Below are 24,800 nucleotides of genomic sequence, written 5' to 3'. Positions count from 1 at the left end.
AAGGCGCCAGCGGAGCCATGTCCAGCCAACGGGCGGGAGGACCAATGGATTCGAGCAAATCCACGACAATGTCCACTGCGACCAGACGGGAGGTCCTGATCGGGGACCGGAGCCATCGCTCTTGCCAAAACGCTGCCCGTCATAGCGGCGAGCTCAAGCCAAGCAACCATTGAAAATAGGATTGAGATCATGAACAGCATCAAGGTCAAAGACGGCGCGCAGATCTTCTACAAGGATTGGGGCACCGGACAGCCCATCGTGTTCCACCACGGCTGGCCGCTGAGCGCCGACGACTGGGACACCCAGATGCTGTTCTTCCTCGCTAAGGGATACCGGGTCATCGCGCACGACCGGAGGGGCCATGGCCGCTCAAGCCAGACCTCCGCGGGCAACGACATGGACACCTATGCAGCTGACGTCGCGGCCCTCGCTGAGGCCCTCGACCTTCGTGACGCAATACATATTGGCCACTCGACGGGAGGCGGCGAAGTTACGAGGTACGTCGCCCGGCACGGCAAGGGTCGGGTCGCCAAGGCGGTGCTCATCTCCGCCATCCCGCCCGTGATGGTCAAGTCGGCCAAAAATCCCGGTGGACTTCCCATTGAGGTTTTCGACGGCTACCGCGCGGCTCTCGCGGCCAACCGAGCGCAACTCTACCTAGATATCGCGAGTGGCCCGTTCTACGGCTTCAACCGCCCCGGCGCGGTCATCTCCGAAGGCACGATCCGCAACTGGTGGCGCCAGGGCATGATGGGGGGAGCGAACGCGCACTATGAGTGCATAAAGGTGTTCTCGGAGACCGATTTCACCGAGGATCTGAAGCTTATAGACGTGCCGGTTCTCATCATGCATGGCAGTGACGACCAGGTCGTGCCCATCGCCGACTCCGCCGAACTTTCTGTCAAGCTGCTCAAGAACGGAACGCTCAAAGTCTACGATGGCTACCCTCATGGAATGTTCACGACCCATGCCGATGTGATCAACCCGGACCTGCTCGCCTTCATCAAGTCATGAGCGCCGCTGCTGTCAGAGACCTCCCTCCGACCTGCATACACTGATTTAGAGAGTCGGCTCACCTGAGACCGGCTGCGGAAAAGTACATCATGAAATCCGGACACATGATCTCCCGCCGTGGATTCTGCCTCTGCTGCATGGGTACGGCAACATTCGCCGCCACCGGCGGGTGGATGAGCCCACGCGAGGCCTATGCGGAAGCACGCGGCCTGGTAAGTCTCATCAAGGATAGTGCCGCCCAGGCAAAAATCGTTACTCACAGGCTGAGAGACAACGTTTCCATTCTCGAGGGGTCCGGAGGCAACGTCGCGGTTCTGAGCGGAAGAGACGGCCTCGTCATGGTTGATGCAGGCATTAGTGTGTCGCGCCACCAGATGACCAAGGCTCTCTCCGCGATCTCCCCTCAGCCGGTGACGCATCTCATCAACACCCACTGGCATTTTGACCACTCTGATGGCAATCCTTGGATCGGCGCTGGAGGAGCTGAGATCATCGCCCATGAGAACACACGCAAGTACCTGTCGCAGGTGAAGCGTGTGGAGGATTGGGACTACAATTTCCTACCGCTCGTACAGACCGGGCTGCCCGGTCGGGTGTTCTCAAAGGAGCATTCGGTCAAGCTCAACGGTCAGTCGCTAACCCTGAAGCACTATCGCTCGGCACATACCGATGGCGACATTTCAGTAATGTTTGCTGAAGCGGACGTCCTGCATACCGGCGATACCTACTGGAACGGAATCTATCCGTTCATCGACTATTCGACAGGAGGCGGCATTGACGGCATGATCGCCGCTTCCGATGCGAACCTTGCCGCATCGACCGACAAGACAATCATCATCCCAGGTCACGGAAACCCAGTGAGCAATCGCGCCGAGCTGCAGGAATTCCGAGACATGCTTGTCGCCATCCGCGAGAATGTCGCAACGCTCAAGCGCCAAGGACGTTCGAAGAATGAGACCGTCGCCGCTAAGCCAACGGCCGCGTTCGACCTCAAGTGGGGCAATTTCGTTATTGATCCAGGCTTCTTCACCCGGCTGGTCTACGAGGGCGTCTAGAAACAGCCTCGGTTGATCCCGAAGTCCAGTAGCGAGTTCCTCGCTCCAATTTCCACGTGCCCGCGACTCCCTTTGGATCGTGGCGGCTCAAATCCCATGACAAAACTCCGTGCCCACAGGAGGCAACCACGTCGGAGACGACAAGCGGTCCGACCATCGATATTCCTGTTGAGCTGAAGGAAGTAAAGTCGGTTCACAGCATCGGGGGTCTCCAGTTTGAATGACCAGCGTTGGTGTGAAAGACTACGATCACATCTGATGCCGCCTTCCGGTTCGCGATATCTGTGGTGATCAGTTGAAGATGGACCACCGAAGCGGGCAGCCCCCTTCAACTGATGCGTGCGGCGCAAATCATCGTACTTGCGCCCATGTATGCGTAAAGCTCCGGTCGCCCTGAGGCTGACAAACTGCCTATGCGTAAGATTGGATAGGAATTCCCGGTGACGATGTTGCGCCAATGATTATACGCCACGTCATTCAGCGTGACGTAGCGGAGCGCGCGACCCACCGGGGGGAATCATCCCAGCAAGGTGACAAGGTGCTTTGCAGCCGCTCGCTCCTGTGAGCAGCTGCGCCCCCTGGAATGACGAAAGCCCCACGTTGAGGGTCAAAGGCCATCTTCCAAAGAACTCGCAAAAAAATGTGGAGCGTCCCAGATTCAACGTTTGACACTTCCAGGAAACGCTACGATCACAGCCAATGGTTGATGATTCGGACTGCTGCCTGTCGGCCCATGCAAGCTCCCCGCCATCCCAATGCATCCGTCTCGCAGTCAGGGCAACAAGCGATTCCGGATGAATATAGCCATGACTTATGGCTGCCGTATCGGCATTACCAAACGTCAGGGCCCGCTTTGCGTTCATTGCAACACGTTGCTCAAGGAGGACCTCAATGGTTAAAGGCGGAACGAACAACCCTGCTTGACCGAGATCTGCGCGGCACTGCGTGATGGTTGTGCTTTTCGCTGGGTGCGCGTTCCTCAGAACATTGAGGACGCGCGGCGCCTATTTCGCAACATAAATCATAGCTATCTCCGGATGGGACGGTTTATTCGCTCAGGCGTCGGCGGCCGACTTCTTCAGTTCCACATTCTCTTTCCAGAGCTGCATGGCCATCGCGAAGAGGCCATCAACATAGTTGTGCTAAGCCGTCATTGTTGTCGGATCGCGGCCGGATTTCGCGGTCATAAACCCGACGATATCGTCTGATTCAGCGACCTAACGGGCCGAGCTCTAGCAGGCGAAGCGCGATCGGATCGAGGGCGAGCGGCAGCGCAACATCGATCTTGTCATCCGATACGTCATTTCGGAGGACGACGCTCGGCAACGCATCGCGAGCTCAAAGAGGAGCGAGAGCGGGTAGAGGCGGAACTGGCCGCGCTTGAGGAAGCACCTGTTCCAGTTGCCCTTCACCCGGCAACCTTGGACCGATATGTCGCAACCGTCGATGCGCTGGCGGAAACTGTGGCGGACCACGCCAGTGCCGAGGACGACCGAGGCACGCTCATCGACGATTTCCGGGCTCTCGTGCACAGCGTCACGATCTACCCGAAGAGACCCAGGGAAGAATTTGAGATCGAAGTAAAGGGGAAGCTAGCCGCATTACTCGGGAAAGGAGTGTTCCCGGATGCCAGCTACAATAGTGGGTCACGCGTGGTAGCGGGGGAGGGACTCGAACCCCCGACCCCAGGATTATGATTCCCGTGCTCTAACCAGCTGAGCTACCCCGCCACGGTGTCCGATCAAGGCGAGAGGGGGTCGACGCGTGCGACCGGCCTTGTGAACGGGCCGCTTATAAGGAGCCGTTCCGGCCCCTGTCAAGCAAAGCCCGCCGCCGCGCGCCGATTTCGTTCTGTGCGATTTTTGTCCGCCTGCTCAAGGCCTTGCCATCGCATTCCCGGTGATGGCCGAGCTGGAAGCCGGCGCCCAGGGCGCAGCGCACGGCCGCGGTCGAATCCGCGCATTCCCCGAGGATCATTTCGGCTGCACGTTGGGATTGCCTCCGGGGCTGCCCGGCGGCGGAATCACTGGCGTGGTGCCGCCTTCAGGCGTCGGCGCATGCATCTCGGGATCGACGCCGCTCGGCGGGCACAACACACCATTGGTCTTGGCGAGCTTCTCGCCAAGCGGTTCGCCAGCGCGGCCGGTGGTGATGCCGTCGGGCGTCGGCGTAGCCCGCGCATTCGGCGCACATGCCGCGTTCTGCCTGGGGGCCGGCGCGGTCGCCTGCGGCGGCGTTGCCGGTGTCGGCGGTGCCTGGGCGTGGGCGGCAGACGCGGCCGACGCCAGCACGAAAGAGAGGAACAAGGATTGCCTGATGCTCATGGCGGAGCAACGCCGAGCCCGCGGCAGCGTTCCCGCGTGACGACGGGTCGATCAACCGAACTGCGCGCCCTGGCGATCAGCCCTTGCGATAACGAATCAGCGAGAAATGCCCGAGTGGCGGCATCGGCCGGCGTTCCGCGAGCGTCACACCGCCATGCTTCGCAGCCCAGTTCGCCAGCCGCGCCCAGGGGAACTCCGGCCGCCAGCCGAGCCGCCGCGCGATTGGCGCGAAGGCGAGCTCGAAAATTCGGCGCGGACCGCTCTCGGCACCGATGTGATTGACCAGGATCAGCTCGCCCCCCGGCTTCAGCACGCGGATGAAATCATCGAGAGTCGCTTCCGGATCCGGAACTGCGGTGATGACATATTGCGCCACAACCGCATCGAAGAAATTGTCCGGAAAAGCGAGATGCTTCGCGTCCATGACCGCGAGCGTCTCGACGTTGAAGAGCTTCAGCTCGCGCACCCGCGCCTGCGCGCGCCGGAGCATCGGCTCGGAAATGTCGACGCCGCAGATCCGGGTGGTGCGCGCATAGTCCGACAGCGACAGGCCGGTGCCGACGCCCACGTCGAGGATGCGGCCGCCGATACGGTCGGCTTCCGCGATGGTCGATTGGCGTCCCTGATCGAAGACCTTGCCGAACACCAGATCGTAGATCGGCGCCCAGCGCTCATAGGCCTTTTCGACCCCCGCGCGGTCGATGTCCCCCATGCCCCTGCCCTGAATGATTGATCAGCCGCGGACCGGCTCGGCCACGCGCTGCGGCCTGACGAGACCGGCGGTGGTGCGGCTCTCGGCAACGGCGCTCTGAATGAAGCCGCCGCCAAGAACACGCGCACGACCAGAGGCGGCGTCATAGAACACGCAGGCCTGCCCCGGCGAGACGCCCTCCTCGCCGGCGACGAGCTCGACCTCGTATTGTCCATCGGCGCCGCGGAGCCAGGCCGGCTGCGGCGGCCGCGTGGAGCGCACCCGCACGAACAGCTCGAGGCCGTCGCGCACGGCGGCATCCAGCACGCCGTCGCCGATCCAGTTGACCTCGCGCAGCGTGATGCGGTGCGTGCGCAGCGCCTCACGCGGGCCGACGACGACCCGGCGGGTCGCGACGTCCAGCTTCACGACATAAAGCGGTGCGCCGGCGGCGATGCCGAGCCCCTTGCGCTGGCCGATCGTGTAGTTGGCGATGCCCTGATGCGCCCCGAGCACCCGGCCATTGAGGTCGACGATCTCGCCGGGCTCCATCGCGTTCGGCCGCAGCTTGCCGATGATGTCGGTGTAGCGGCCGGTCGGCACGAAGCAGATGTCCTGGCTGTCGTGCTTGTCGGCGACCTCCAGGCCGAAGCGGCGCGCCAGTTCGCGCACCTCCGGCTTGGTCATGTCACCGAGCGGAAAGCGCAGATAGTCGAGCTGCTCACGTGTGGTCGCAAACAGGAAATAGCTCTGGTCGCGATCGGCATCGGCCGCGCACACGAGAGCGCGCGATCCATCCGCCAGCCGGCGCGAGGCGACATAATGGCCGGTGGCGAGCACCGAGGCACCGAGCTCGCGCGCGGTCTTCAGCAGGTCGCCGAACTTGATCGCGCGATTGCACTCGATGCACGGCACAGGGGTCTCGCCAGAGGCATAGCTGGCGGCAAAATTGTCGATCACCGACTCCCGGAAGCGGTCCTCATAGTCCAGCACATAATGCGGGATGCCGAGCCGCTCGGCGACGTTGCGCGCGTCGTGAATGTCCTGGCCGGCGCAGCAGGCGCCCTTGCGGTGGGTCGCCGCGCCATGATCATAGAGCTGCAAGGTGATGCCGACGACGTCGTAGCCTTCCGACTTCAACAGCGCAGCCGTGACCGACGAGTCCACGCCGCCGGACATGGCGACGACGACCCTGGTGTCTTCGGGACGGCCTTCGAGATCGAGACTGTTGAGCATGGTCAGGTCACTGCGATCGCGGCGTCAGGCGACGTGTTCCCGGCGCGGGAACGCCTCGCATGCGCCGTCTTTGCGGATGGCTGGCTCCCGGCGATCTCCGAACGAGGTAGGCTGATCGGACACGGCGCGGGAGCCATGGTCTTTTAATATAGGGGCGCTTCCTGCGAAGCAATCGCGCTGGCTCCAAGTATCGGCGGCAAATCTTGCCGGCCGGGCAGAAATGACGGGGCCCCGGCTGCCGCCTGCCCTGCCGAGCGCCGCAGCAAACCATTGTATATATTGTATTTTTTTAACCCTCTCAGTTTGGCCCACTCCTTGCTGAACTGGCTTGTCGAGTTTCATTGCGAGAGGTTCCAAGGTGTTCAGCGTTCCGTCAGACATCCCGGCCAGTACGACCGTCAGGACCGCCGTTGCCAAGACGTCCCGCTCGGACGCCTCGCAGCCGTCCGACAGCTTCGCCGCGCTGGTCGAGGCCGCGGCCGCGCCGGACACGTCCACATCTCCCCTGCCCGGCGGGTCGTCGTCTCCAGCGCCGCGCAGCAGCGCGTCCAGCCCGAGCCGCGAGTCTGCACGCACCGACTCCGACCGCGCGGCCCAGGCGAAGTCCCCTGACAAGAGCGACGGCAGCTCGTCGCGTCCCGACCGCAGCGACAAATCGTCATCCGATCAGACATCCGACCCCGTCAGCGACAAGAGCGCCACAACTGGCACGGCTGACGCCACCGACGGCAAATCCACCGACAAAGCCGACAAGAAGGACGGCGACCCGGCTACGGCGGATACGACCAAGGCGGCCGACGCAACCGCCAGCGCTCAGGCGACTGCAGCGCCGACTCCGGTCGCCGTTGCGCTTCCGTCCGAGATCATCTTGACTAACGTCGTCAGCGGCGCGGCTGCGACGAACAATGACGGGTCTTCCACCACGCCGGCGGCCTCTGTGCCGGCTGGTCCGAGCGGCGTCGGTCCGCAGGGTGCGGTCGATGCCACCGCCGGACTCGCAGCCGCCGCAGCCAAGTCGGCCGGTGCGACCAAGACGTCCGAGAACACCACCGCGGCGACCGCGGGCTCCGGCCCGGCCACGACGCCCTCCGGCGACGCGGCGGCCTCCGCGGACCAGAGCTTCACCGCCGCCCTCGATGCATCGGCGGCCGGCGACGCCAAGACAACCGGCAAGCCGGCTGCGCAAACCAAGACCGGCCTCGTGAACGGCGACGCCGGGAAGGTCACCGAGCAAGGCAACGGCCCTGTCCAGGGGGCTCAGCAACCGACTCACGGCCTGACGCAACAGCCCGCGGTCGGAGCGAAGCCGGAAACGGTCCCATCAGACGACACCGGCAAGGCCAGCGGCAATACCCAGCCGCCGTCCGGACACGATCGGAATGGTGCGCAAGCGGCCAATCAGGCGAACGCCCCGGCTTCCGATCCGACGGCGCAGCTGGCGACCGCGTTGCAGCCGCAGCTCACGACTCCGACCTCACAGTCAGGCCAGATCACGTCAGCCAATCTGACCGCGACGGCCGCCACGGCTACAGCCGTGCCGCTGCATGGGCTCGCGGTCGAGATCGCCGCGTCCGCGCTGAATGGCAAGAGCCGCTTCGAGATCCGACTGGACCCCGCCGAACTCGGACGCATTGATGTGCGCATCGACGTCGATCGTAACGGTCAGGTCACCTCGCATCTGCGGGTCGAGAAGCCGGAGACGCTCGCGATGCTGCAGCAGACCGCGCCGCAACTGCAGCAGGCGCTGCAGGACGCCGGCCTCAAGAGCAACAATAGCGGGCTGCAATTCTCGCTCCGCGACCAGAATTCGTCCGGCCAGAACGGCGGCGACAACCAGCAGAACGGCAACGCGCAACGCCTGATCGTGACCGAGGACGAAACGGTTCCAGCCCAGCTGGCCGGACGGTCCTATGGACGCATGTTCAGCGCGCAGGGCGGCGTCGATATCCGCGTTTAACAGGAGGCTTCCATGGCAATCGGTGACGCAATCACGTCAAGCCCGCCAGTTTCGGGGACGACCACCTCGTCCACATCGAACGGCAGCAGCCTGAGCTCGAAGGCTGGCTCGACCATCGCGGGCAACTTCCAGACCTTCCTGACGCTGCTGACGACGCAGCTGCAGAACCAGAACCCGCTTGATCCGCTGGACACCAACCAGTTCACGCAGCAGCTCGTTCAGTTCGCGGGCGTGGAGCAGCAGCTCAAGACCAACGACCAGCTGGGCTCTTTGATCTCCATGCAGCAGACGACCCAGGCCACCCAGGCGCTGGCCTTCGTCGGCAAGACGGCGGTCGTCAACGGCTCGACGACCAACCTGGCGAGTGGCAAGGCCAGCTGGGACCTCAGCATCCCCAAGGACTGCACCATGACCGCGACGATCACCAACAGCGTCGGTCAGACCGTCTTCAGTGGCACCTACAACGCAAAGGCGGGCGATAACCAGGCCTACAACTGGAACGGCCAGGGCAGCGACGGCACCCAATGGCCGGATGGAAAATACAAGCTCACCGTGACCGCCAAGGACAGCTCCGGCAATCCGGTGGCGGTGTCGACCCAAATCGAGGGGACCGTCTCCTCGGTCGACCTGACGCAACAACCGCCCTTGCTCTCGATCGGCGGCCAGACCTACACCGTGAGCCAGATCCAGCGGATCGTTAACTGACCGTTGGCGCCGCCCCCCGCTCTTAAGACAGCGGATACGGTTGCAGCTGAGCTTCAACCTCAAGCTCAGCCACGGCGGCAATATATCGGCGTAACCGCCGGAAATTCTTAACCAATCATTTACCCTATTCCCGCTCCCGGAGCCGTCAGGCGCCGGGAGCGCCGGCATTTGCGGCCAGGGCCGTATTCACGCCCTTTGCTTAGGCAAATTTTAAGCGAGGCGGCGTAGGGTCTTACCGTGAGTTCAGTGGTTAAGAGTTTGTGAGTACGCCATGACAGAACCCCATCGCCCGAGGGTGAAATACGTCATCGGGCCTGACGGCAGCCCGCTCACCATCGCGGATTTGCCTGCCCCAGGCACCAAGAGGTGGGTCATTCGCCGCAAGGCTGAAGTCGTCGCCGCCGTTCGCGGCGGATTGCTGTCCCTCGAAGAAGCGTGCAGCCGCTACACCCTGACCGTCGACGAATTCCTGTCGTGGCAGTTCTCGATCGACCAGCACGGTCTCGCCGGCTTGCGCACCACCCGAATTCAGCAATATCGCCAATAAAGCGTTTCAAACGCGGCGCGATGTCTTCGAAAATCGGCTTGGTCCCGCCAAGCCGATTTTTGCCATGTCTACACTTTGTTAGGACCCTTTAACCACCGTTAACCATATCGAAACCTTCCCATAGGCAATAATTGCCCAGTGGTTCGATTCAACCTCCGCGACCTGTCCGTACGGGGCCGCGGCTGAATCGGATCGCCACCTGGAATGCGGGTGTCGGCGAAGGTTACGGGTTGAATTTCGCGAATTCTGCAACCGGCCTTAAAGGCCTGCGAAGCTCAAATCACCTTCCTGCTGCCACCCGTCGAATGCCGAATTATGGGGCAGTTGCTTGCAAGGTCTCTTGGACTTCCTGAAGGGTTTGGGCGCCGCGCGGCTCACCGCCATGATCGCGGTCACTGCCGCTTTGATCGGCTTCTTCGGCTTCGTCATCATGCGGGTGACGGCGCCCCAGATGACGACCCTGTTCACCGACCTCGGCATGGACGACTCCTCCAGCATCATCAAGGATCTGGAGCGGCAGGGCATTCCGTTCGAGATCCGCAATGAAGGCAGCGTGATCCTGGTCCCGAAGGACAAGGTGACGCGGCTGCGGATGAAGCTCGCCGAAGGCGGCCTGCCCAAGGGCGGCGGCGTCGGTTACGAGATCTTCGACAAATCGGACGCGCTGGGCACCACGAGCTTCGTCCAGAACATCAACCATCTGCGCGCGCTGGAAGGCGAGCTCGCCCGCACCATCCGCGCCATCGACCGCATCCAGGCGGCCCGCGTCCACCTCGTTCTGCCCGAGCGGCCGCTGTTCTCGCGCGAGACGCCGGAGCCGTCGGCCTCGATCGTGGTCCGCGTGCGCGGCGCCCTCGATGCCGCTCAGATCCGCGCCATTCGCCACCTCGTCGCCTCAGCGGTCAACGGCCTGAAGCCGCAGCGTGTCTCGATCGTCGACGAAGCCGGACAATTGCTCGCCGACGGCACCCAGACCGACATCGACCAGCAGGTCGGCGACGAGCGCCGCAACACGTTCGAAAAGCGGATGCGCAAGCAGGTCGAGGACATCGTCTCCTCGGTGGTCGGCGCCGGCCGTGCCCGCGTCCAGCTCTCCGCCGATTTCGACTTCAACCGCATCACTCAGACCTCCGATCGCTACGATCCGGAAGGCCGCGTGCTCCGGTCGAGCCAGACCCGTGAAGAGCAGTCGGCCAGTTCGGAAAGCAACGGCCAGGTCACGGTCAACAACGAGCTGCCGGGCAACCAGCAGAACCAGCAGCAGCAACAGCCGCCGCGCGATCAGAGCAAGAAGACCGAAGAGACCAACAATTATGAGATTTCCCGGACCACCAAGACCGAAGTGACCGAAGCCGGCCGTGTGAACCGAATCTCGGTCGCGGTCCTGGTCGATGGCGCCTACTCCAAGAACGAGAAGGGCGAGCTGGTCTACAAGGAGCGCAGCAAGGAGGAGCTCGATCGCATTGCGGCTCTGGTCCGCTCCGCCATCGGCTTCGACCAGAAGCGCGGCGATCAGGTCGAGGTGGTCAACCTGAAATTCGCCGATGCACCGACGGTCCCGCAGATCAACGAGCCCAGCGGCTTCCTCGGAATGCTCCAATTCACCAAGGATGACGTCATGTACGTCATCGAGCTCGCCGTGATGATGCTGCTCGGCATTGTCGTAGTGTTCATGGTGGTCCGGCCGCTGGTGAAGAAGATCATCGCCTCCGACGAGGTCGCGGCAGCCCTGAAGAGCGCAGTCCCCGCCCTCACCGACGAGACCGCTCAGGCGCAGGCCCACGCCCAGCAGACCGCAACCCTGATCGACGTCGCTCAGGTCCAAGGACAGGTCCACGCCCAGTCGGTGCACCGGGTGGGCGAACTGGCCGACCGCAATCCGGGCGAAGCCGCCGCCATCATCCGCCAGTGGCTCGCCGAGCCGCAGCAGCAATGACCCGCTTTTGTTTGAACCGCAGCAACTGAACCGAACGTAGATTGTCATGTCGCTCCCGCAAACGCAGAACGCAAACGCCAACGACATCTCCACCGTCATCGCGACGCTTGCGAGCCGGCAGGCGCAGCGCGAGAAGACCGAACCCTTGAGCGGACCGCGGCGCGCCGCCGTGATGATGCTCGCGCTCGGCGAGCAGTATGGCGGCAAGATCTGGCAGCAGCTCGACGACGACGAGGTGCGCGAATTGTCGCTCGCGATGTCGACCCTCGGCACCGTCGAGGCCGACGTGGTCGAAGACCTGATGCTCGAATTCGTGTCGCGGATGTCGGCATCGGGCGCGCTGATGGGCAATTTCGACGCCACCGAGCGGCTGCTGCAGCAATATCTGCCGCCGGAGCGCGTCAACGGCATCATGGACGAGATCCGCGGCCCCGCCGGACGCAACATGTGGGAGAAGCTCTCCAACGTCCAGGAAGAGGTTCTCGCCAACTACCTCAAGAACGAATACCCGCAGACCATCGCCGTGGTGTTGTCGAAGCTCAAGCCCGAGCATGCCGCCCGTGTGCTCGCAATCCTCCCCGAGGACATGGCGCTCGACGTCATCGGCCGCATGTTGCGCATGGAGGCGGTGCAGAAGGAGGTCATCGAGCGGGTCGAGCAGACGCTGCGGGTCGAGTTCATGTCGAACCTGTCGCAGACCCGCCGTCGCGACGCCCATGAGGTCATGGCCGAGATCTTCAACAATTTCGACCGCCAGACCGAGACCCGATTCATCACCTCGCTGGAAGAAGAGAACCGCGAATCGGCCGAGCGCATCAAGGCGCTGATGTTCACCTTCGACGACCTGATCAAGCTCGATTCCGCCTCGGCCCAGACGCTGCTGCGCAACGTCGACAAGGACAAGCTGGGCGTGGCGCTGAAGAGCGCCAACGAGGAGGTGCGCAACTTCTTCTTCGGCAACATGTCGTCGCGTGCAGCCAAGATGCTGCAGGACGACATGGCCGCGATGGGCCCGGTGCGGCTGCGTGATGTCGACGAAGCCCAGGCCCTGCTCGTCAATCTCGCCAAGGACCTCGCCGCCAAGGGCGAGATCATGCTCAGCAAGAACCGCGCCGACGACGAACTGGTGTATTGATGGCCCAACCCGCGAAGTTCCTGTTCGACACCGACTTCTCCGCGCCCGAGAAGACGCGCGAGCGGGCGACGACGGCCGCGGAGATCGCGCAGAAGGTGGCCGCCGCCGAAGCCGCCGCCTATCGCAACGGCTACGAGGCGGCCCAACGCGAGGCCAAGGTGGAGGCCGACCGCCGGGTCGCCGCCGCACTGGAGCAGATCAATATCCATCTGCAGGGCATCGCCGCGCGCTATGCCGGCATCGAAACGCGCATGGAGACCGAGGCCGTGGATGTCGCGGTCGCCGTCGCCCGCAAACTATGCGCGGCGCTGGTCGCGGCCGAGCCGCTCGGCGAAATCACGGGCCTCGTTCGCGACTGTTTCGCGCATCTGGTGTCCACGCCGCATCTGGTGCTGCGCATCAACGACTCGCTGTACGAGGCTGCGCACGACAAGATCGAAAAGCTGGCCAAGCAGAGCGGCTTCGAGGGGCGTCTCGTCATCCTCGCCGAGCCGGAGATCGAGACTGGCGATTGCCGCATCGAATGGGCCGATGGCGGCGTCGTGCTGGAGCGCGCGGCGATCGACGCCAAGATCAACGAACTGGTCGGACGCTATATGGCGTCCAAGAAGAACTAGGCCATGGCAGTGGCCGAGGGAGTTTAAGTCATGAGCGACAACGAGATCCCGCTTCCCGACCTCAATTCGGCAGATGCGCCGCCTTTGAGCGACGACGTCGGTTACAACGAGGAAGAGCATGCCTCGCGCATCGCCGCCGACCTCGAGGCGGTGTTCGACGTGCCGGTGCAGGTCTCGGCCGTGCTCGGCCGCTCCAAGATGGATGTCGGCGAGTTGCTGAAGCTCGGACCCGGCACCGTCCTGGAACTCGACCGCAAGGTCGGCGAAGCCATCGACATCTATGTCAACAACCGTCTCGTGGCACGCGGCGAGGTGGTGCTGGTCGAAGACAAGCTCGGCGTGACGATGACGGAAATCATCAAATCCGACCGGAACTGACAGGAAACCCACGCGCGCCCGTCGAGAGCAGCGCGGTCGAATAGGAGATCAACATGCGGCTTCTGATCGTCGGAACGCTGAAAGGCCAGCTCACTGCGGCCACCAAGATCGCCATGGAGAACGGCGCCACCGTCACCCATGCCGAGGACAATGAACAGGCGATGCGGGTGCTGCGCGGCGGCAAGGGCGCGGATCTCCTGCTGGTCGACGTTGCGCTCGACATTCGCGACCTGGTGATGCGGCTCGACGCCGAGCACATTCATGTGCCGATCGTGGCCTGCGGCATCACCAGCGACGCCCGCGCCGCGGTCGCCGCCATCCATGCCGGCGCCAAGGAATACATTCCGCTGCCGCCGGATCCCGAGCTGATCGCGGCCGTGCTGGCCGCCGTGGCCAACGACTCCCGCGACCTCGTCTACCGCGACGAGGCCATGGCCAAGGTCATCAAGCTGGCGCAACAGATTGCCGGCTCCGACGCCTCGGTGATGATCACCGGTGAATCCGGCACCGGCAAGGAGGTGCTGGCGCGCTATGTCCACAGCCGTTCGCTGCGCGCCAAACGCTCGTTCATCTCGATCAATTGCGCTGCGATCCCCGAGCATCTCCTGGAATCCGAGCTGTTCGGCCACGAGAAAGGCGCCTTCACCGGCGCGGTTGCGCGCCGCGTCGGCAAGTTCGAGGAGGCCAATGGCGGCACCCTGCTGCTCGACGAAATCTCGGAAATGGATGTGCGGCTGCAATCCAAGCTGCTGCGCGCGATCCAGGAGCGCGTGATCGACCGCGTCGGCGGCACCCGCCCGGTGCCGGTCGACATTCGCATCATCGCAACCTCCAACCGCAACCTTGCGGACGCCGTGCGCGAAGGCACGTTCCGCGAGGATCTGCTGTTCCGGCTCAACGTCGTGAACCTGAAGATCCCGCCCTTGCGTGAGCGTCCCGCCGACATCCTCGAACTGGCGCAGCACTTTGCCCGCAAATATTCGGAGGCCAATGCCGTGCCGCTGCGGCCGATCTCGGCGGAAGCCAAGCGCGTCCTCACCACCAACCGCTGGCCGGGCAATGTGCGCGAGCTGGAGAACACGCTGCACCGCGCGGTGCTGATGGCGCAGGGCGACGAGATCGGGCCGGACGCGATCCTGACGCCCGACGGCGCCCGCTTGGACATCGGCAAGACGCAGCCCGCCGTCGCCCATGCTACGATGGCCGCCGAGCAGGTCACGCGCGCGCTCGTCGGTCGCACAGTCGCCGACGTCGAGCGCGACCTGATCCTGGAAACCTTGAAGCACTGCCTGGGCAACCGGACACATGCGGCCAACATTCTGGGCATCTCGATCCGCACGTTGCGCAACAAGCTCAACGAATATGCCGATGGCGGCGTGCCGATTCCGGCGCCGGGCACCGGCGATACGCCGCGCATGCCGAGCCCGGCATAAGATCGCGCGGATTTATGACCTCGTTCTCGGCGGCGCGCTCATGCTGGGCGCGCCGTCTGCGTTTTCGACAGCCGATGCCGCCTCCCGCGACGTGCTCATGGGATGCTGGGAGCAGGCCTCCCATGCGCCTCTGGTCAAGCCGCAACAAGGCGAGGAATGGGGCTCGCGCAGTTGGTGCTTCCGCACGCGTGGCCGGATGGCCTCGTTCAATTTCGCCTGCGGCCGCGACGGGTGTGACGGCTGGGACGGCGTGTGGCGTTATCGCTGGCGGCCGCCGATCCTGTCGCTGTCCGACGTCGAGACCTCGGCGGATGGCAAGGGGCAGAGCAAGGTGTGGCGGCGTTGCCGCGTGCAGTTTCTGACGAAGGACTGGATGCAGCTCCAGGACTGTGAGCAATCCTCCGAGCCCTGGATTCGCAAGCCGTCCCGGTGACGCACCCAGCGATGCAATCCGACGTTACGAATAGTTCGGCGCCTCGGGATTGCGGAAGATGTGGATCGGATCGCCGGGCGTGAACTCACGCTGCGTGAGCACCGCATAGGCATAGAGCGCGAGATAGAGGATCGCGACCGTGCCGACCAGGTAGAGCGCCCAGGTTCCGATCCGTTTCATCCGTTCCGCCGTCCACAACGCCGCAGGCCCGGGCGGTTCTACGGGGTCGGAGGTCCAGATGCCACCCTGTCGGCGTTGATCTCACCGTTTGGGCGGGAGCCTTGGATCGGGCACGCTCAGCGCCGCCAACCTGGCCAAGTCGTCCTCACGGTCCACCGGCACATAGCCGCCATGCCAATATGCCAGGGCAGCCGCTTGCGGCGCGACCTCGACATGCACCACCCGGCCGATCACGATACCGTGGGAATGCCGCTCGATGATCTCCTCCACCTCGCAATCGAGCGCGGCGAGTGCGCCAGCCAGCAGCGGAACGCCCGTCACATGCCTGCGCCATTCGGCGCCGGCAAAGCGCTCGGCCCCCTTCAGCCCGCCTTTTCCAGCAAACCGCTCGGCCACGTCGATCTGGTCCGCGGCCAACAGATTGGCGCCGAAAACGCGCTCGCGCTGCAGGATCGGCCAAGACGACGCATTGCGATTAAGGCTGACGATCACGGAAGGAGGATCGACCGACAATGAGGACAGCGAGCTCACGGTCATGCCGGTGATCTCGTCGCCGCGACCAACGGTAATGACGCTCACGCCCCCGACGAGCTGGCGCATCGCAGAACGGAAGTCGGGCTGAAGCGCCGTGGCGTCGGGCATGAGGCGGACGATGGAGTTCATTGCGTTGATCTTTCCTACCCTGCCCCGCCCGGTCCAAGCAACTGGCCCAGAATCGAGCCTTCCAGAGCGGCAAGCTCGGCAGAGCCGCGCTGGCGCGGCCGCGCCAAATCGACCGTGATGTCCTCGGCAATCCGGCCTTCCTCGATCACCAGCACGCGATCTGCCAGGGCGACGGCTTCGGAGACGTCATGGGTGACCAGGATTGCGGTAAAGGTTTGGTCGGCCCAGACCCGCTCCAGCAGCCGCTGCATCGCGATGCGTGTCAGCGCATCGAGCGCGCCGAGCGGCTCGTCGAAGGCCAGCAAGCGCGGTCCGCTGACCAGCGCGCGTGCCAGCGCGACGCGCTGCTTCTGGCCGCCCGACAGCACCGCCGGCCATTGCTCGCGCTTGTCGGCAAGGCCGACTTCCTCCAGCGCCTGTCGCGCACGGTCATGCGCGCCCTCGGCCTTGCGGTCGCGGCCGAGACCGACCTCGACATTGGCGAGCACCCGCGCCCAAGGCAACAGCCGCGGCTCCTGGAACATGACCCGCACGTCCTCGGGACGCGCAGCCGCGTCGCCAAAGCTGATCGTGCCCGACGTCGGCTTGTCGAGTCCCGCGATCAGCCGCAGCAGCGTGCTTTTGCCGCAGCCACTCTGGCCGACGATGGCGACGAATTGCCCGGCCGGGATCTCCAGATCGATGCCGCGCAGCACCTCATTGTCGCCAAACGATTTGCGGAGGTCGCGGATCACCAGCGGCAGGCCGCGAGTCTCGGATTTGGCGGGCTGCGGGGTCACGCTGGACTTCTTCGCGGGGCGGAAAGTCCCAGCATGCGCGAGCGCATCGCTGCTGTCGATCGCCTCGACGCCGGACACGGGGATTCGGAGCGCTTGCTGCATTTACAGACCTCAATGCTTGCTGAAGGCCGGATGCCAGGACAGAGTCAGCCGCTCCAGCGCGCGCGAGGCGCTGTCAGCGACCTTGCCCAGCAGGGCGTAGATCAGGATGGAGAGCACGACGACGTCGATCTGCATGAACTCGCGCGCCTGCATCGCCATGTAGCCGAGCCCCGAGGACGCCGCGATCGTCTCGGCGACAATCAAGGTGAGCCACATGATGCCGAGCGCGAAGCGCAGGCCGACAAAGATCGACGGCAGCGCGCCGGGGAAGATGACGCGGCGGAACAGCTCGCTGTCGGTCATGCCGTAGACCCGGCCCATTTCAATGAGTTGCGGATCGACGGTGCGAATCCCGTGCAGCGTGTTGAGATAGACCGGGAAGAACACGCCGAGTGCCACGAGAAACAATTTCGCGCTCTCGTCGATGCCGAACCAGAGAATGACCAGCGGGATCAGCGCCAGATGCGGTACGTTGCGCACCATCTGCAAGGTGGTGTCGGTGAGCTTCGCAGAGAGCTGCGACAGGCCGTTGGCGAGTCCAAAGGCGAAACCAATGCCGCCGCCGATCAGGAAGCCGATCGAGGCGCGCCAGAAACTGACCCAGATATTGCGGCCGAGCTCGCCCGACCACAACAGCTTCCAGCCGGCGCGGGCGACGTCGCTCGGCGCCGGCAGCACGCGCGGCGAGACGAGGCCGGCGACCGAGGCCGCCTGCCAGATCAGGATGATCGCGAGCGGCACCAGCCAAGGCAGTAATCCATCCGCCTTCGGCACCGTGAGCTGACGGACCTTGTTGCCGACCTTGGGAAGGCTTTCGATCAGGCTCATGATTGCGACGCCCGCTGCAGAGGACGATGCTCGTTGGCAATGGTCTCGCCGAACGGCCCGGTATTGGCCCGGAGCTTGGTCACGTTGCCGCCCTGCTCCGTCACGTTCAGCCCGAGCTTCGGGAATACCAGCTCGGCGAAGCGATAGGCTTCTTCGAGATGCGGGTAGCCGGAGAGGATGAAGGTGTCGATGCCGAGATCCTGATATTCGCGGATGCGCGCCGCCACCGTGTCGGGATCGCCGACCAGCGCCGTGCCGGCGCCGCCGCGCACGAGGCCGACACCGGCCCACAGATTCGGGCTGATCTCGAGCTTGTCGCGCCGGCCACCATGCAGCTGTGACATGCGCTGCTGGCCGACCGAGTCCATGCGCGCGAAGATCTTCTGCGCCGAGGCGATGGTCTCGTCGGTGACGTACTTGATGAGGTCGTCAGCCGCAGCCCAAGCCTCTTCGTTGGTCTCACGCACGATCACGTGCAGGCGGATGCCAAAGGACAGCTTGCGGCCACGCTTGTCGGCGACGGCCCTGACCTTCGCGATCTTGGCGGCGACATCGGCCGGCGGCTCGCCCCAGGTGAGATACTTCTCCACGGTGTCGACGGCGACATCGATGCCGGCGTCCGACGAGCCGCCGAAGAACAGCGGCGGCCGCGGCGACTGCACCGGCGGAAACAGCAGCCGGCCGTCCTCGACCTTGATGTGCTTGCCGGAGAAATTGACCGCCTCGCCCTCGAGCAGCGCGTTGTAGACGGTGAGGAATTCGCGGGTGACCTCGTAGCGCTCCTCATGCGACAGGAAAATGCCGTCGCCCTTGTTCTCGACCGGGTCGCCGCCGGTGACGACGTTGACGAGCAGGCGCCCGTTGCTGACGCGGTCGAGCGTCGCGGTCATCCGCGCCGCCACGCCCGGCGACTGCAGGCCCGGCCGCACCGCCACGAGATAGCGCAGCTTCTCGGTGAACGGCGCCACCGCCGAGGCGACGATCCAGGAATCCTCGCAGCTGCGCCCCGTCGGGATCAGCACGCCGTAATAGCCGAGCTGGTCGGCGGCCTGCGCGATCTGGCGCAGATAGTTGAAATTGACCTCGCGGCCGCCTTCTGAGGTGCCGAGATAGCGGCCGTCCCCATGGGTCGGCAGGAACCACAGCACATTCGGCTTCGAAGCGTTACTCATGCCATTCTCTTTCGATGGAGGCCGCGATCAGGCGTCAGGTGGACGGCGTCCACTTCCAGACGATGTCGGCGACGTTGACTTGCTTGGGAATGAGGCCGACGCGGGCGAAACGATCGGCGACCGCCTGCTGGCTCTTGATGATGTCGTCGTCGAGTGGCACGACGCTGTAGATCGAGCGGTCGACGAAGCGGCGCACGGCCTCGATGTCGACGCCGGTCGCTTCCGCCTGCGCCTTCGCCACGTCCTCGTGATGGCTGTTGGCCCACACGCCCTCGGCGGCGAAGGCCGCGTTGAGCCTGGCGACGATGGCGGGATATTTTTCGACGAAGTCGCTGCCGACGATGTAGAACGAGTTCGGCTTATGCACGTCCTTGTCGAACACGATGGCGCGCGCATTCTCCTTCAGCTCGGCCAGCGCCAGATACGGATCCCAGATCGACCAGGCGTCGACCGAGCCCTTGACGAAGGCCGCAGTGGCATCCGCCGGCGCCAGCGGCGCGGGGATGATGTCGCTCCAGGCAAGCCCCGCCTTCTCGAGCGCGGCCACCAGCAGATTGTGCGCACTGGAGCCCTTGCCGAAGGCGACACGCTTGCCCTTGAGATCGGCCAGCGTCTTGATCGGCGAATCCTTGGGCACGATGATCGCCTGGCTGCTGCCGTTCTGCTTGACGGCCGCGGCATAGCGGATCTTGGCGTTGGCGGCCTGGGCGAAGATCGGCGGCGCATCGCCGACATAGCCGAAATCGACGCTGCCGACATTGATGGCTTCGAGCAGCGGCGGCCCGAACTGGAAGTCGACCCAGACGACGTTGATGCCGTCAGCCTTGAAGGCATTCTCGATGGTGCCGCGCGCCCGCACCGCCGGGAAGAAGCCGCCCTTCTGGGTGCCGATGCGGATCTCCTTCGGCCTGTCCTCGGCGCGCAGCGGCGTCGCGCAAGCGATCACCGCGGTCGATGCCAACGACAGTTTCAGAAAATCACGACGCTTCATTGACCTCTCCGACCATGACTGCGCATCCACGTTGATGCAGCGCGAGAAACAATGATGGTCGCGGGCAAAACTGGTGTCGAGCACCCCGGAAAAATAGCGATGCCGGTCCTATGCGCGCGCGGTCGGAAGCAGGGTTTGTTTCAAATAGCCCGCGAAAAGCAGCGAGAATTTCTCAGGGGGCTGCGACGCAATCACGCATCTTCACGCGCCATCAACCAAGATCGAAGGGAGCGATCGGCGAATCCGATGTGGCGGTAGGACAGGCAGGTCCGGAGTTCCATGCCTTGATCCACGTCAACGCAAGTTCCCCAGGGTTCCGCTAGCGTGCAAACAGGCGCGGCCCGGATGCCGCAAACTCCCCATCCCCTAGCAGAGAATTCTCTCATGTCGCTCGTTGGCAGCGATGCGAACGCGCGTGCGCGTCGCAGACGCATGGAAATTTTTGCCTTCCTCTTCCTCACCGCCGTGCTGATGCCCGCGCTTGCGGTCGCCACCGTCGGCTCCTACGGGCTGACGGTGTGGGTGTACCAGATGATGGCAGGTCCTCCCGGACCGCCGGCAGCGCATTGAACGCAAGGACGGCTCTCATGCTCTCACGCCGCACTCCCCTCGACCGTCGCGCGCTGATCACCGGCCGCGTGCTCACCGCCGAGCCCGTGGTCGCGCCGCCCTCGGGCGAGATCGCCTCGATCATCGTGCAGACCCGCCCCGACCAGCTCGACCGCGTCGCCGCCGAGATCCTCGCGCTCGCCGGCTGCGAGATCCACGGCCGCGACGCGCGCGGCAAGCTGATCGTCGTCGTCGATGCCCCGAACGCCGGTGCGCTCGGCGCCACCATGACCACGATCTCCGCAATTCCCTGCGTGCATTCCGCCTGCCTCGTCTTTCACGCCATCGACGCCGGCTAATCAACCGAGACCGCCATGACCGACATGAAGATCGATCGTCGCCAGATGCTGAAGCTGGAGGCCGCCGCTATCGCGGCAGCCGCCGCCGGCATGCCCAGCACCTCGCTCGCGGCCAACCTCGTTACCGAGCGGGAGGCCAGCGAACTCAAATGGGACAAGGCCGCCTGCCGCTTCTGCGGCACCGGCTGCAGCGTGATGGTCGCGACCAAGGACAACCGCGTGGTCGCCACCCATGGCGACATCAAGGCCGAGGTCAATCGCGGCCTCAACTGCGTCAAGGGCTACTTCCTGTCCAAGATCATGTACGGGCATGATCGCCTGACGCATCCGATGCTGCGCAAGACCAACGGCAAGTACGACAAGAATGGCGAGTTCACGCCCGTCTCCTGGGACGAGGCGTTCGACATCATGGCGCTGAAGTTCAAGGATGCGCTCAAGAAGCGCGGCCCCTCCGGCGTCGGCATGTTCGGCTCGGGACAATGGACGATCTGGGAGGGCTATGCGGCCTCGAAGCTGTTCAAGGCCGGCTTCCGCACCAACAACATCGACCCCAATGCGCGGCACTGCATGGCCTCGGCCGTGGCCGGCATGATGCGCACCTTCGGTATCGATGAGCCGGCCGGCTGCTACGACGACATCGAGGCCGCCGATGCGTTCGTGCTGTGGGGCTCCAACATGGCGGAGATGCATCCGATCCTGTGGACCCGCGTCACCGACCGCCGGCTGTCGGCGCCGCATGTCAAGGTCGCCGTGCTCTCGACCTTCGAGCACCGTTCGTTCGACCTCGCCGATATCGGCATGGTGTTCAAGCCGCAGACCGATCTCTATTTGCTCAACGCGATCGCCAACCACATCATCAAGACCGGCCGCGTCAACAAGGACTTCGTCCAGGCGCATACCGTGTTCAAGAAGGGCCAGACCGACATCGGCTACGGCCTGCGGCCCGAGCACCCGCTGCAGAAGAAGGCGACGGGTGCCGCCAAGGCCAACGACGCCACCGACATCAGCTTCGACGAATACGCCAAGTTTGTCTCGGACTACACGCTGGAGAAGGCCGCCGAGATGTCCGGCGTGCCGTTGAACCGGCTCGAGGCGCTGGCCGAGCTCTATGCTGATCCCAAGACCAAGGTGGTCTCGTTCTGGACCATGGGCTTCAACCAGCACACCCGCGGCGTCTGGTGCAACAACCTCGTCTACAACATCCATCTCCTGACCGGAAAGATCGCCGAGGCCGGCAACAGCCCGTTCTCGCTGACCGGCCAGCCCTCGGCCTGCGGCACCGCGCGCGAGGTCGGCACCTTCTCGCACCGCCTGCCCGCCGACATGGTCGTCACCAACAAGGAGCACCGTACCAAGGCGGAGCACATCTGGCAGCTGCCGGAGGGCACGATCCCGGACAAGCCCGGCTATCACGCGGTGCTGCAGAGCCGGATGCTGAAGGACGGTCTGCTCAACGCCTATTGGGTGCAGGTCAACAACAATCTCCAGGCCGGCCCCAACGCCAACGAGGAGACCTATCCCGGCTTCCGCAATCCCGACAATTTCATCGTCGTTTCCGACGCCTATCCCTCCGTCACCGCGCTCGCCGCCGATCTGATCCTGCCGACCGCGATGTGGGTCGAGAAGGAAGGCGCCTATGGCAATGCCGAGCGGCGCACGCAGTTCTGGCACCAGCTGGTGTCGGCGCCGGGCGAGGCGCGCTCGGATCTCTGGCAGCTGATGGAGTTCTCGAAGCGCTTCAAGATCGAGGAGGTCTGGCCCGAGGAGCTGATCGCGAAGAAGCCGGATGTCCGCGGCAAGACGCTGTTCGACGTGCTCTACAAGAATGGCCAGGTCGACAAATTCCCGCTCGACCAGATCGAGGCGGGCTATGCCAACGACGAGTCCAAGGCGTTCGGCTTCTACGTCCACAAGGGCCTGTTCGAGGAATACGCCGCGTTCGGCCGCGGCCATGGCCACGACCTCGCGCCGTTCGAGGCCTATCACAAGGAGCGCGGCCTGCGCTGGCCGGTCGTCGACGGCAAGGAAACGCGCTGGCGCTTCCGCGAGGGTTCGGACCCTTACGTCAAGGCCGGCACCGGCGTGCAGTTCTACGGCTTCCCCGACGGCAAGGCGCGCATCTTCGCCCTGCCCTACGAGCCGCCGGCGGAATCGCCCGACAAGGATTATCCGTTCTGGCTGTCCACGGGACGCGTGGTCGAGCACTGGCATTCCGGCACGATGACCCGCCGCGTGCCCGAGCTCTACAAGGCGTTCCCCGAAGCCGTCTGCTTCATGCATCCGGACGACGCGCAGGAAGCAAACTTAAGGCGTGGCGACGAGGTCAAGGTCGCCTCGCGGCGCGGCTTCATCCGCGCCCGCGTCGAGACACGCGGCCGCGACAAGCCGCCGCGCGGCCTCGTCTTCGTGCCGTGGTTCGACGAGTCGAAGCTGATCAACAAGGTGACGCTCGACGCCACCGATCCGATCTCGCTGCAGACCGACTACAAGAAATGCGCGGTGCGCATCGAGCGGGTGTGACGACCATGATCAAGAAACTTGCAATGATGCTGCTCGCGGCCAGCCTCGCGGCCGGCTCGAGCACCCTGCTCGCCCAGAGCGTCTCCTCCTCCCTGCGCGGCCCTGCTGCGCTCAATGACGAGGGCCCGGCGCCGCCGATGCAGCCGATGAAGAACACCGCCGAGAAGGAGGTGCGCAATTATCCTGAGCAGCCGCCGGTGATCCCGCATTCCATCGACGGCTACCAGGTCGACATGCAGGGCAACAAATGCCTGTCCTGCCATGCCCGCGCCCGTACCGCAGAGTCCAAGGCGCCGATGCTCTCGATCACCCATTTCATGGATCGTGACGGACAGTTCCTGGCCTCGGTGTCGCCGCGCCGCTACTTCTGCACCCAATGCCACGTGCCGCAGAGTATGGCCAATCCGCCCGTCAGCAACGACTTCGTCGACATCGACACGGTGCTGTCGCACGACAAGCCGGGTGGCAAACGATGAGCAGCGCCGACATCCCGCAGGGGACGGGAGCGCCGACCCCCGAAAAACGGCTCGGCCTCGTCCGTCGCGCCTGGCAGTTCGTGCTCGACCTGATCGACGTGCTGCTCAAGCCGAGTTCGATCTTCGGTCTCGGCGTGCTGGTACTCGCCGGCTTCGTCGCCGGCGTGATCTTCTGGGGCGGCTTCAACACCGCGCTGGAGATCACCAACACCGAGAAGTTCTGCACCGGCTGCCACGAGATGAAGGACAACGTGTTCGCCGAGTTGAAGACGACCGTGCACTTCTCGAACCGCTCCGGCGTGCGCGCATCGTGCCCGGACTGCCACGTGCCGCACAACTGGACCGACAAGATCGCGCGCAAGATGCAGGCGTCCAAGGAGGTCTGGGGCCATCTGTTCGGCTCGATCGACACCCGCGAGAAGTTCACCGACCGAAGGCTCGAGCTGGCGCTGCACGAATGGGCGCGCTTCAAGGCCAATGATTCCCTGGAGTGCCGCAACTGCCACAGCGCGCAGTCGATGGACATCACCAAACAGTCGCCGCGCGCCGTCGAAGCCCACCAGCGCTTCCTCTTCACCGGTGAAAAGACCTGCATCGACTGCCACAAGGGCATCGCGCATCATCTGCCGGACATGAGGGGCGTGCCGGGCTGGCAGTAGGCTCACCTTCCTTCTGAATCGAGCCGTAGCAATCGCCGCGAGCCCCCTGCGCCCCCTCCCC

General features: G+C 64.3%; 25 protein-coding genes, 1 tRNA gene and 1 pseudogene. 16 read left to right on the top strand and 11 right to left on the bottom strand.

What is annotated here, in order from left to right; translation table 11 throughout:
* The first annotated feature begins 189 nt into the window (after nucleotides 1-189).
* Both BBTA_RS08805 and BBTA_RS08800 read left to right on the top strand, forming a co-directional pair.
* Nucleotides 190-1,014: an alpha/beta fold hydrolase gene (locus tag BBTA_RS08805; protein ID WP_012042118.1), complete on the top strand. Its 825-nt coding sequence runs from the start codon at nucleotides 190-192 to the stop codon at nucleotides 1,012-1,014.
* Nucleotides 1,015-1,103: 89 nt separating this feature from the next.
* Nucleotides 1,104-2,069 carry an MBL fold metallo-hydrolase gene (locus BBTA_RS08800; RefSeq protein WP_012042117.1) on the top strand — a complete coding sequence of 322 codons (966 nt, stop codon included), beginning with the start codon at nucleotides 1,104-1,106 and terminating at the stop codon, nucleotides 2,067-2,069.
* 220 nt (nucleotides 2,070-2,289) lie between these two features.
* Here the strand turns inward: BBTA_RS08800 and BBTA_RS41280 are convergent.
* The 5 genes and pseudogenes from BBTA_RS41280 to mnmA all read right to left on the bottom strand — a co-directional run.
* A pseudogene (locus BBTA_RS41280) lies at nucleotides 2,290-2,391 on the bottom strand (sulfur reduction protein DsrE); the annotation flags it as partial.
* 1,331 nt (nucleotides 2,392-3,722) lie between these two features.
* Nucleotides 3,723-3,799, bottom strand: a tRNA-Met gene (locus BBTA_RS08790).
* 243 nt (nucleotides 3,800-4,042) lie between these two features.
* Nucleotides 4,043-4,393: a hypothetical protein gene (locus BBTA_RS08780; RefSeq protein WP_041750496.1), complete on the bottom strand. Its 351-nt coding sequence runs from the start codon at nucleotides 4,391-4,393 to the stop codon at nucleotides 4,043-4,045.
* A 76-nt stretch (nucleotides 4,394-4,469) separates the two neighbouring features.
* On the bottom strand, nucleotides 4,470-5,105 hold the full coding sequence (locus BBTA_RS08775; RefSeq protein ID WP_012042113.1) for a class I SAM-dependent methyltransferase: 636 nt from the start codon (nucleotides 5,103-5,105) through the stop codon (nucleotides 4,470-4,472).
* A gap of 21 nt (nucleotides 5,106-5,126) precedes the next feature.
* Complete coding sequence (mnmA, locus tag BBTA_RS08770; RefSeq protein WP_012042112.1) at nucleotides 5,127-6,320, bottom strand: tRNA 2-thiouridine(34) synthase MnmA; 1,194 nt, start codon at nucleotides 6,318-6,320, stop codon at nucleotides 5,127-5,129.
* Nucleotides 6,321-6,678: 358 nt separating this feature from the next.
* Between mnmA and BBTA_RS08765 the strand changes: the two genes are divergently transcribed.
* The 9 genes from BBTA_RS08765 (at nucleotide 6,679) to BBTA_RS08725 (ending at nucleotide 15,461) form a co-directional block, all read left to right on the top strand.
* On the top strand, nucleotides 6,679-8,277 hold the full coding sequence (locus BBTA_RS08765) for a flagellar hook-length control protein FliK (RefSeq protein ID WP_041750495.1): 1,599 nt from the start codon (nucleotides 6,679-6,681) through the stop codon (nucleotides 8,275-8,277).
* Nucleotides 8,278-8,289: 12 nt separating this feature from the next.
* Nucleotides 8,290-8,982 carry a flagellar hook assembly protein FlgD gene (locus tag BBTA_RS08760; protein ID WP_012042110.1) on the top strand — a complete coding sequence of 231 codons (693 nt, stop codon included), beginning with the start codon at nucleotides 8,290-8,292 and terminating at the stop codon, nucleotides 8,980-8,982.
* A 271-nt stretch (nucleotides 8,983-9,253) separates the two neighbouring features.
* Nucleotides 9,254-9,529, top strand: a complete 276-nt coding sequence (locus tag BBTA_RS08755; protein ID WP_002714638.1) for a DUF1153 domain-containing protein — start codon at nucleotides 9,254-9,256, stop codon at nucleotides 9,527-9,529.
* 328 nt (nucleotides 9,530-9,857) lie between these two features.
* Nucleotides 9,858-11,465 (top strand): flagellar basal-body MS-ring/collar protein FliF, encoded by a 1,608-nt coding sequence (gene fliF, locus BBTA_RS08750; protein WP_012042109.1) that lies wholly within the window; start codon nucleotides 9,858-9,860, stop codon nucleotides 11,463-11,465.
* Nucleotides 11,466-11,511: 46 nt separating this feature from the next.
* Nucleotides 11,512-12,600 (top strand): flagellar motor switch protein FliG, encoded by a 1,089-nt coding sequence (gene fliG, locus BBTA_RS08745; protein WP_012042108.1) that lies wholly within the window; start codon nucleotides 11,512-11,514, stop codon nucleotides 12,598-12,600.
* Nucleotides 12,600-13,217: a FliH/SctL family protein gene (locus BBTA_RS08740; RefSeq protein WP_012042107.1), complete on the top strand. Its 618-nt coding sequence runs from the start codon at nucleotides 12,600-12,602 to the stop codon at nucleotides 13,215-13,217. The genes fliG and BBTA_RS08740 overlap by 1 nt, the downstream gene beginning before the upstream one ends.
* A 30-nt stretch (nucleotides 13,218-13,247) precedes the next feature.
* Nucleotides 13,248-13,595, top strand: a complete 348-nt coding sequence (gene fliN / locus BBTA_RS08735) for a flagellar motor switch protein FliN (RefSeq protein ID WP_012042106.1) — start codon at nucleotides 13,248-13,250, stop codon at nucleotides 13,593-13,595.
* Between the two features lie 53 nt (nucleotides 13,596-13,648).
* Complete coding sequence (locus tag BBTA_RS08730) at nucleotides 13,649-15,028, top strand: sigma-54-dependent Fis family transcriptional regulator (RefSeq protein ID WP_012042105.1); 1,380 nt, start codon at nucleotides 13,649-13,651, stop codon at nucleotides 15,026-15,028.
* A gap of 40 nt (nucleotides 15,029-15,068) precedes the next feature.
* On the top strand, nucleotides 15,069-15,461 hold the full coding sequence (locus tag BBTA_RS08725; protein WP_012042104.1) for a hypothetical protein: 393 nt from the start codon (nucleotides 15,069-15,071) through the stop codon (nucleotides 15,459-15,461).
* Between the two features lie 24 nt (nucleotides 15,462-15,485).
* Here the strand turns inward: BBTA_RS08725 and BBTA_RS40685 are convergent, their stop codons facing one another.
* The 6 genes from BBTA_RS40685 to BBTA_RS08695 all read right to left on the bottom strand — a co-directional run bounded on the left by BBTA_RS40685 (nucleotide 15,486) and on the right by BBTA_RS08695 (nucleotide 20,176).
* Complete coding sequence (locus tag BBTA_RS40685) at nucleotides 15,486-15,641, bottom strand: hypothetical protein (RefSeq protein ID WP_012042103.1); 156 nt, start codon at nucleotides 15,639-15,641, stop codon at nucleotides 15,486-15,488.
* A gap of 81 nt (nucleotides 15,642-15,722) precedes the next feature.
* Nucleotides 15,723-16,304 (bottom strand): flavin reductase family protein, encoded by a 582-nt coding sequence (locus BBTA_RS08715; RefSeq protein WP_041750494.1) that lies wholly within the window; start codon nucleotides 16,302-16,304, stop codon nucleotides 15,723-15,725.
* Between the two features lie 14 nt (nucleotides 16,305-16,318).
* Nucleotides 16,319-17,185, bottom strand: coding sequence for an ATP-binding cassette domain-containing protein (locus BBTA_RS08710; RefSeq protein ID WP_012042101.1), 867 nt, complete (start codon nucleotides 17,183-17,185; stop codon nucleotides 16,319-16,321).
* Between the two features lie 9 nt (nucleotides 17,186-17,194).
* Nucleotides 17,195-18,013: an ABC transporter permease subunit gene (locus BBTA_RS08705; protein WP_012042100.1), complete on the bottom strand. Its 819-nt coding sequence runs from the start codon at nucleotides 18,011-18,013 to the stop codon at nucleotides 17,195-17,197.
* On the bottom strand, nucleotides 18,010-19,185 hold the full coding sequence (gene ssuD, locus BBTA_RS08700) for an FMNH2-dependent alkanesulfonate monooxygenase (RefSeq protein ID WP_012042099.1): 1,176 nt from the start codon (nucleotides 19,183-19,185) through the stop codon (nucleotides 18,010-18,012). The genes BBTA_RS08705 and ssuD overlap by 4 nt, the downstream gene beginning before the upstream one ends.
* A gap of 34 nt (nucleotides 19,186-19,219) precedes the next feature.
* Nucleotides 19,220-20,176 (bottom strand): aliphatic sulfonate ABC transporter substrate-binding protein, encoded by a 957-nt coding sequence (locus BBTA_RS08695; protein ID WP_041750493.1) that lies wholly within the window; start codon nucleotides 20,174-20,176, stop codon nucleotides 19,220-19,222.
* Nucleotides 20,177-20,560: 384 nt separating this feature from the next.
* Here BBTA_RS08695 and napE point away from each other — a divergent pair, with 384 nt between their 5' ends.
* The 5 genes from napE to BBTA_RS08670 are packed head-to-tail and all read left to right on the top strand — an operon-like array spanning nucleotide 20,561 to nucleotide 24,739.
* Nucleotides 20,561-20,746 carry a periplasmic nitrate reductase, NapE protein gene (gene napE, locus BBTA_RS08690; protein WP_012042097.1) on the top strand — a complete coding sequence of 62 codons (186 nt, stop codon included), beginning with the start codon at nucleotides 20,561-20,563 and terminating at the stop codon, nucleotides 20,744-20,746.
* Between the two features lie 17 nt (nucleotides 20,747-20,763).
* Nucleotides 20,764-21,084 carry a chaperone NapD gene (locus tag BBTA_RS08685; protein WP_012042096.1) on the top strand — a complete coding sequence of 107 codons (321 nt, stop codon included), beginning with the start codon at nucleotides 20,764-20,766 and terminating at the stop codon, nucleotides 21,082-21,084.
* Nucleotides 21,085-21,099: 15 nt separating this feature from the next.
* A complete protein-coding gene (gene napA / locus BBTA_RS08680; RefSeq protein ID WP_012042095.1) occupies nucleotides 21,100-23,604 on the top strand; it encodes a nitrate reductase catalytic subunit NapA in 2,505 nt (834 codons plus the stop codon).
* 23 nt (nucleotides 23,605-23,627) lie between these two features.
* Complete coding sequence (locus BBTA_RS08675) at nucleotides 23,628-24,080, top strand: nitrate reductase cytochrome c-type subunit (RefSeq protein WP_083780771.1); 453 nt, start codon at nucleotides 23,628-23,630, stop codon at nucleotides 24,078-24,080.
* On the top strand, nucleotides 24,077-24,739 hold the full coding sequence (locus BBTA_RS08670; protein WP_012042093.1) for a NapC/NirT family cytochrome c: 663 nt from the start codon (nucleotides 24,077-24,079) through the stop codon (nucleotides 24,737-24,739). The genes BBTA_RS08675 and BBTA_RS08670 overlap by 4 nt, the downstream gene beginning before the upstream one ends.
* Nucleotides 24,740-24,800 lie beyond the last annotated feature (61 nt).

The organism is Bradyrhizobium sp. BTAi1 (assembly GCF_000015165.1).
Classification (GTDB): domain Bacteria; phylum Pseudomonadota; class Alphaproteobacteria; order Rhizobiales; family Xanthobacteraceae; genus Bradyrhizobium; species Bradyrhizobium denitrificans.
The sequence above is the reverse complement of the archived record's forward strand: the minus strand, read 5'-3'. Positions and strand labels throughout refer to the sequence as shown.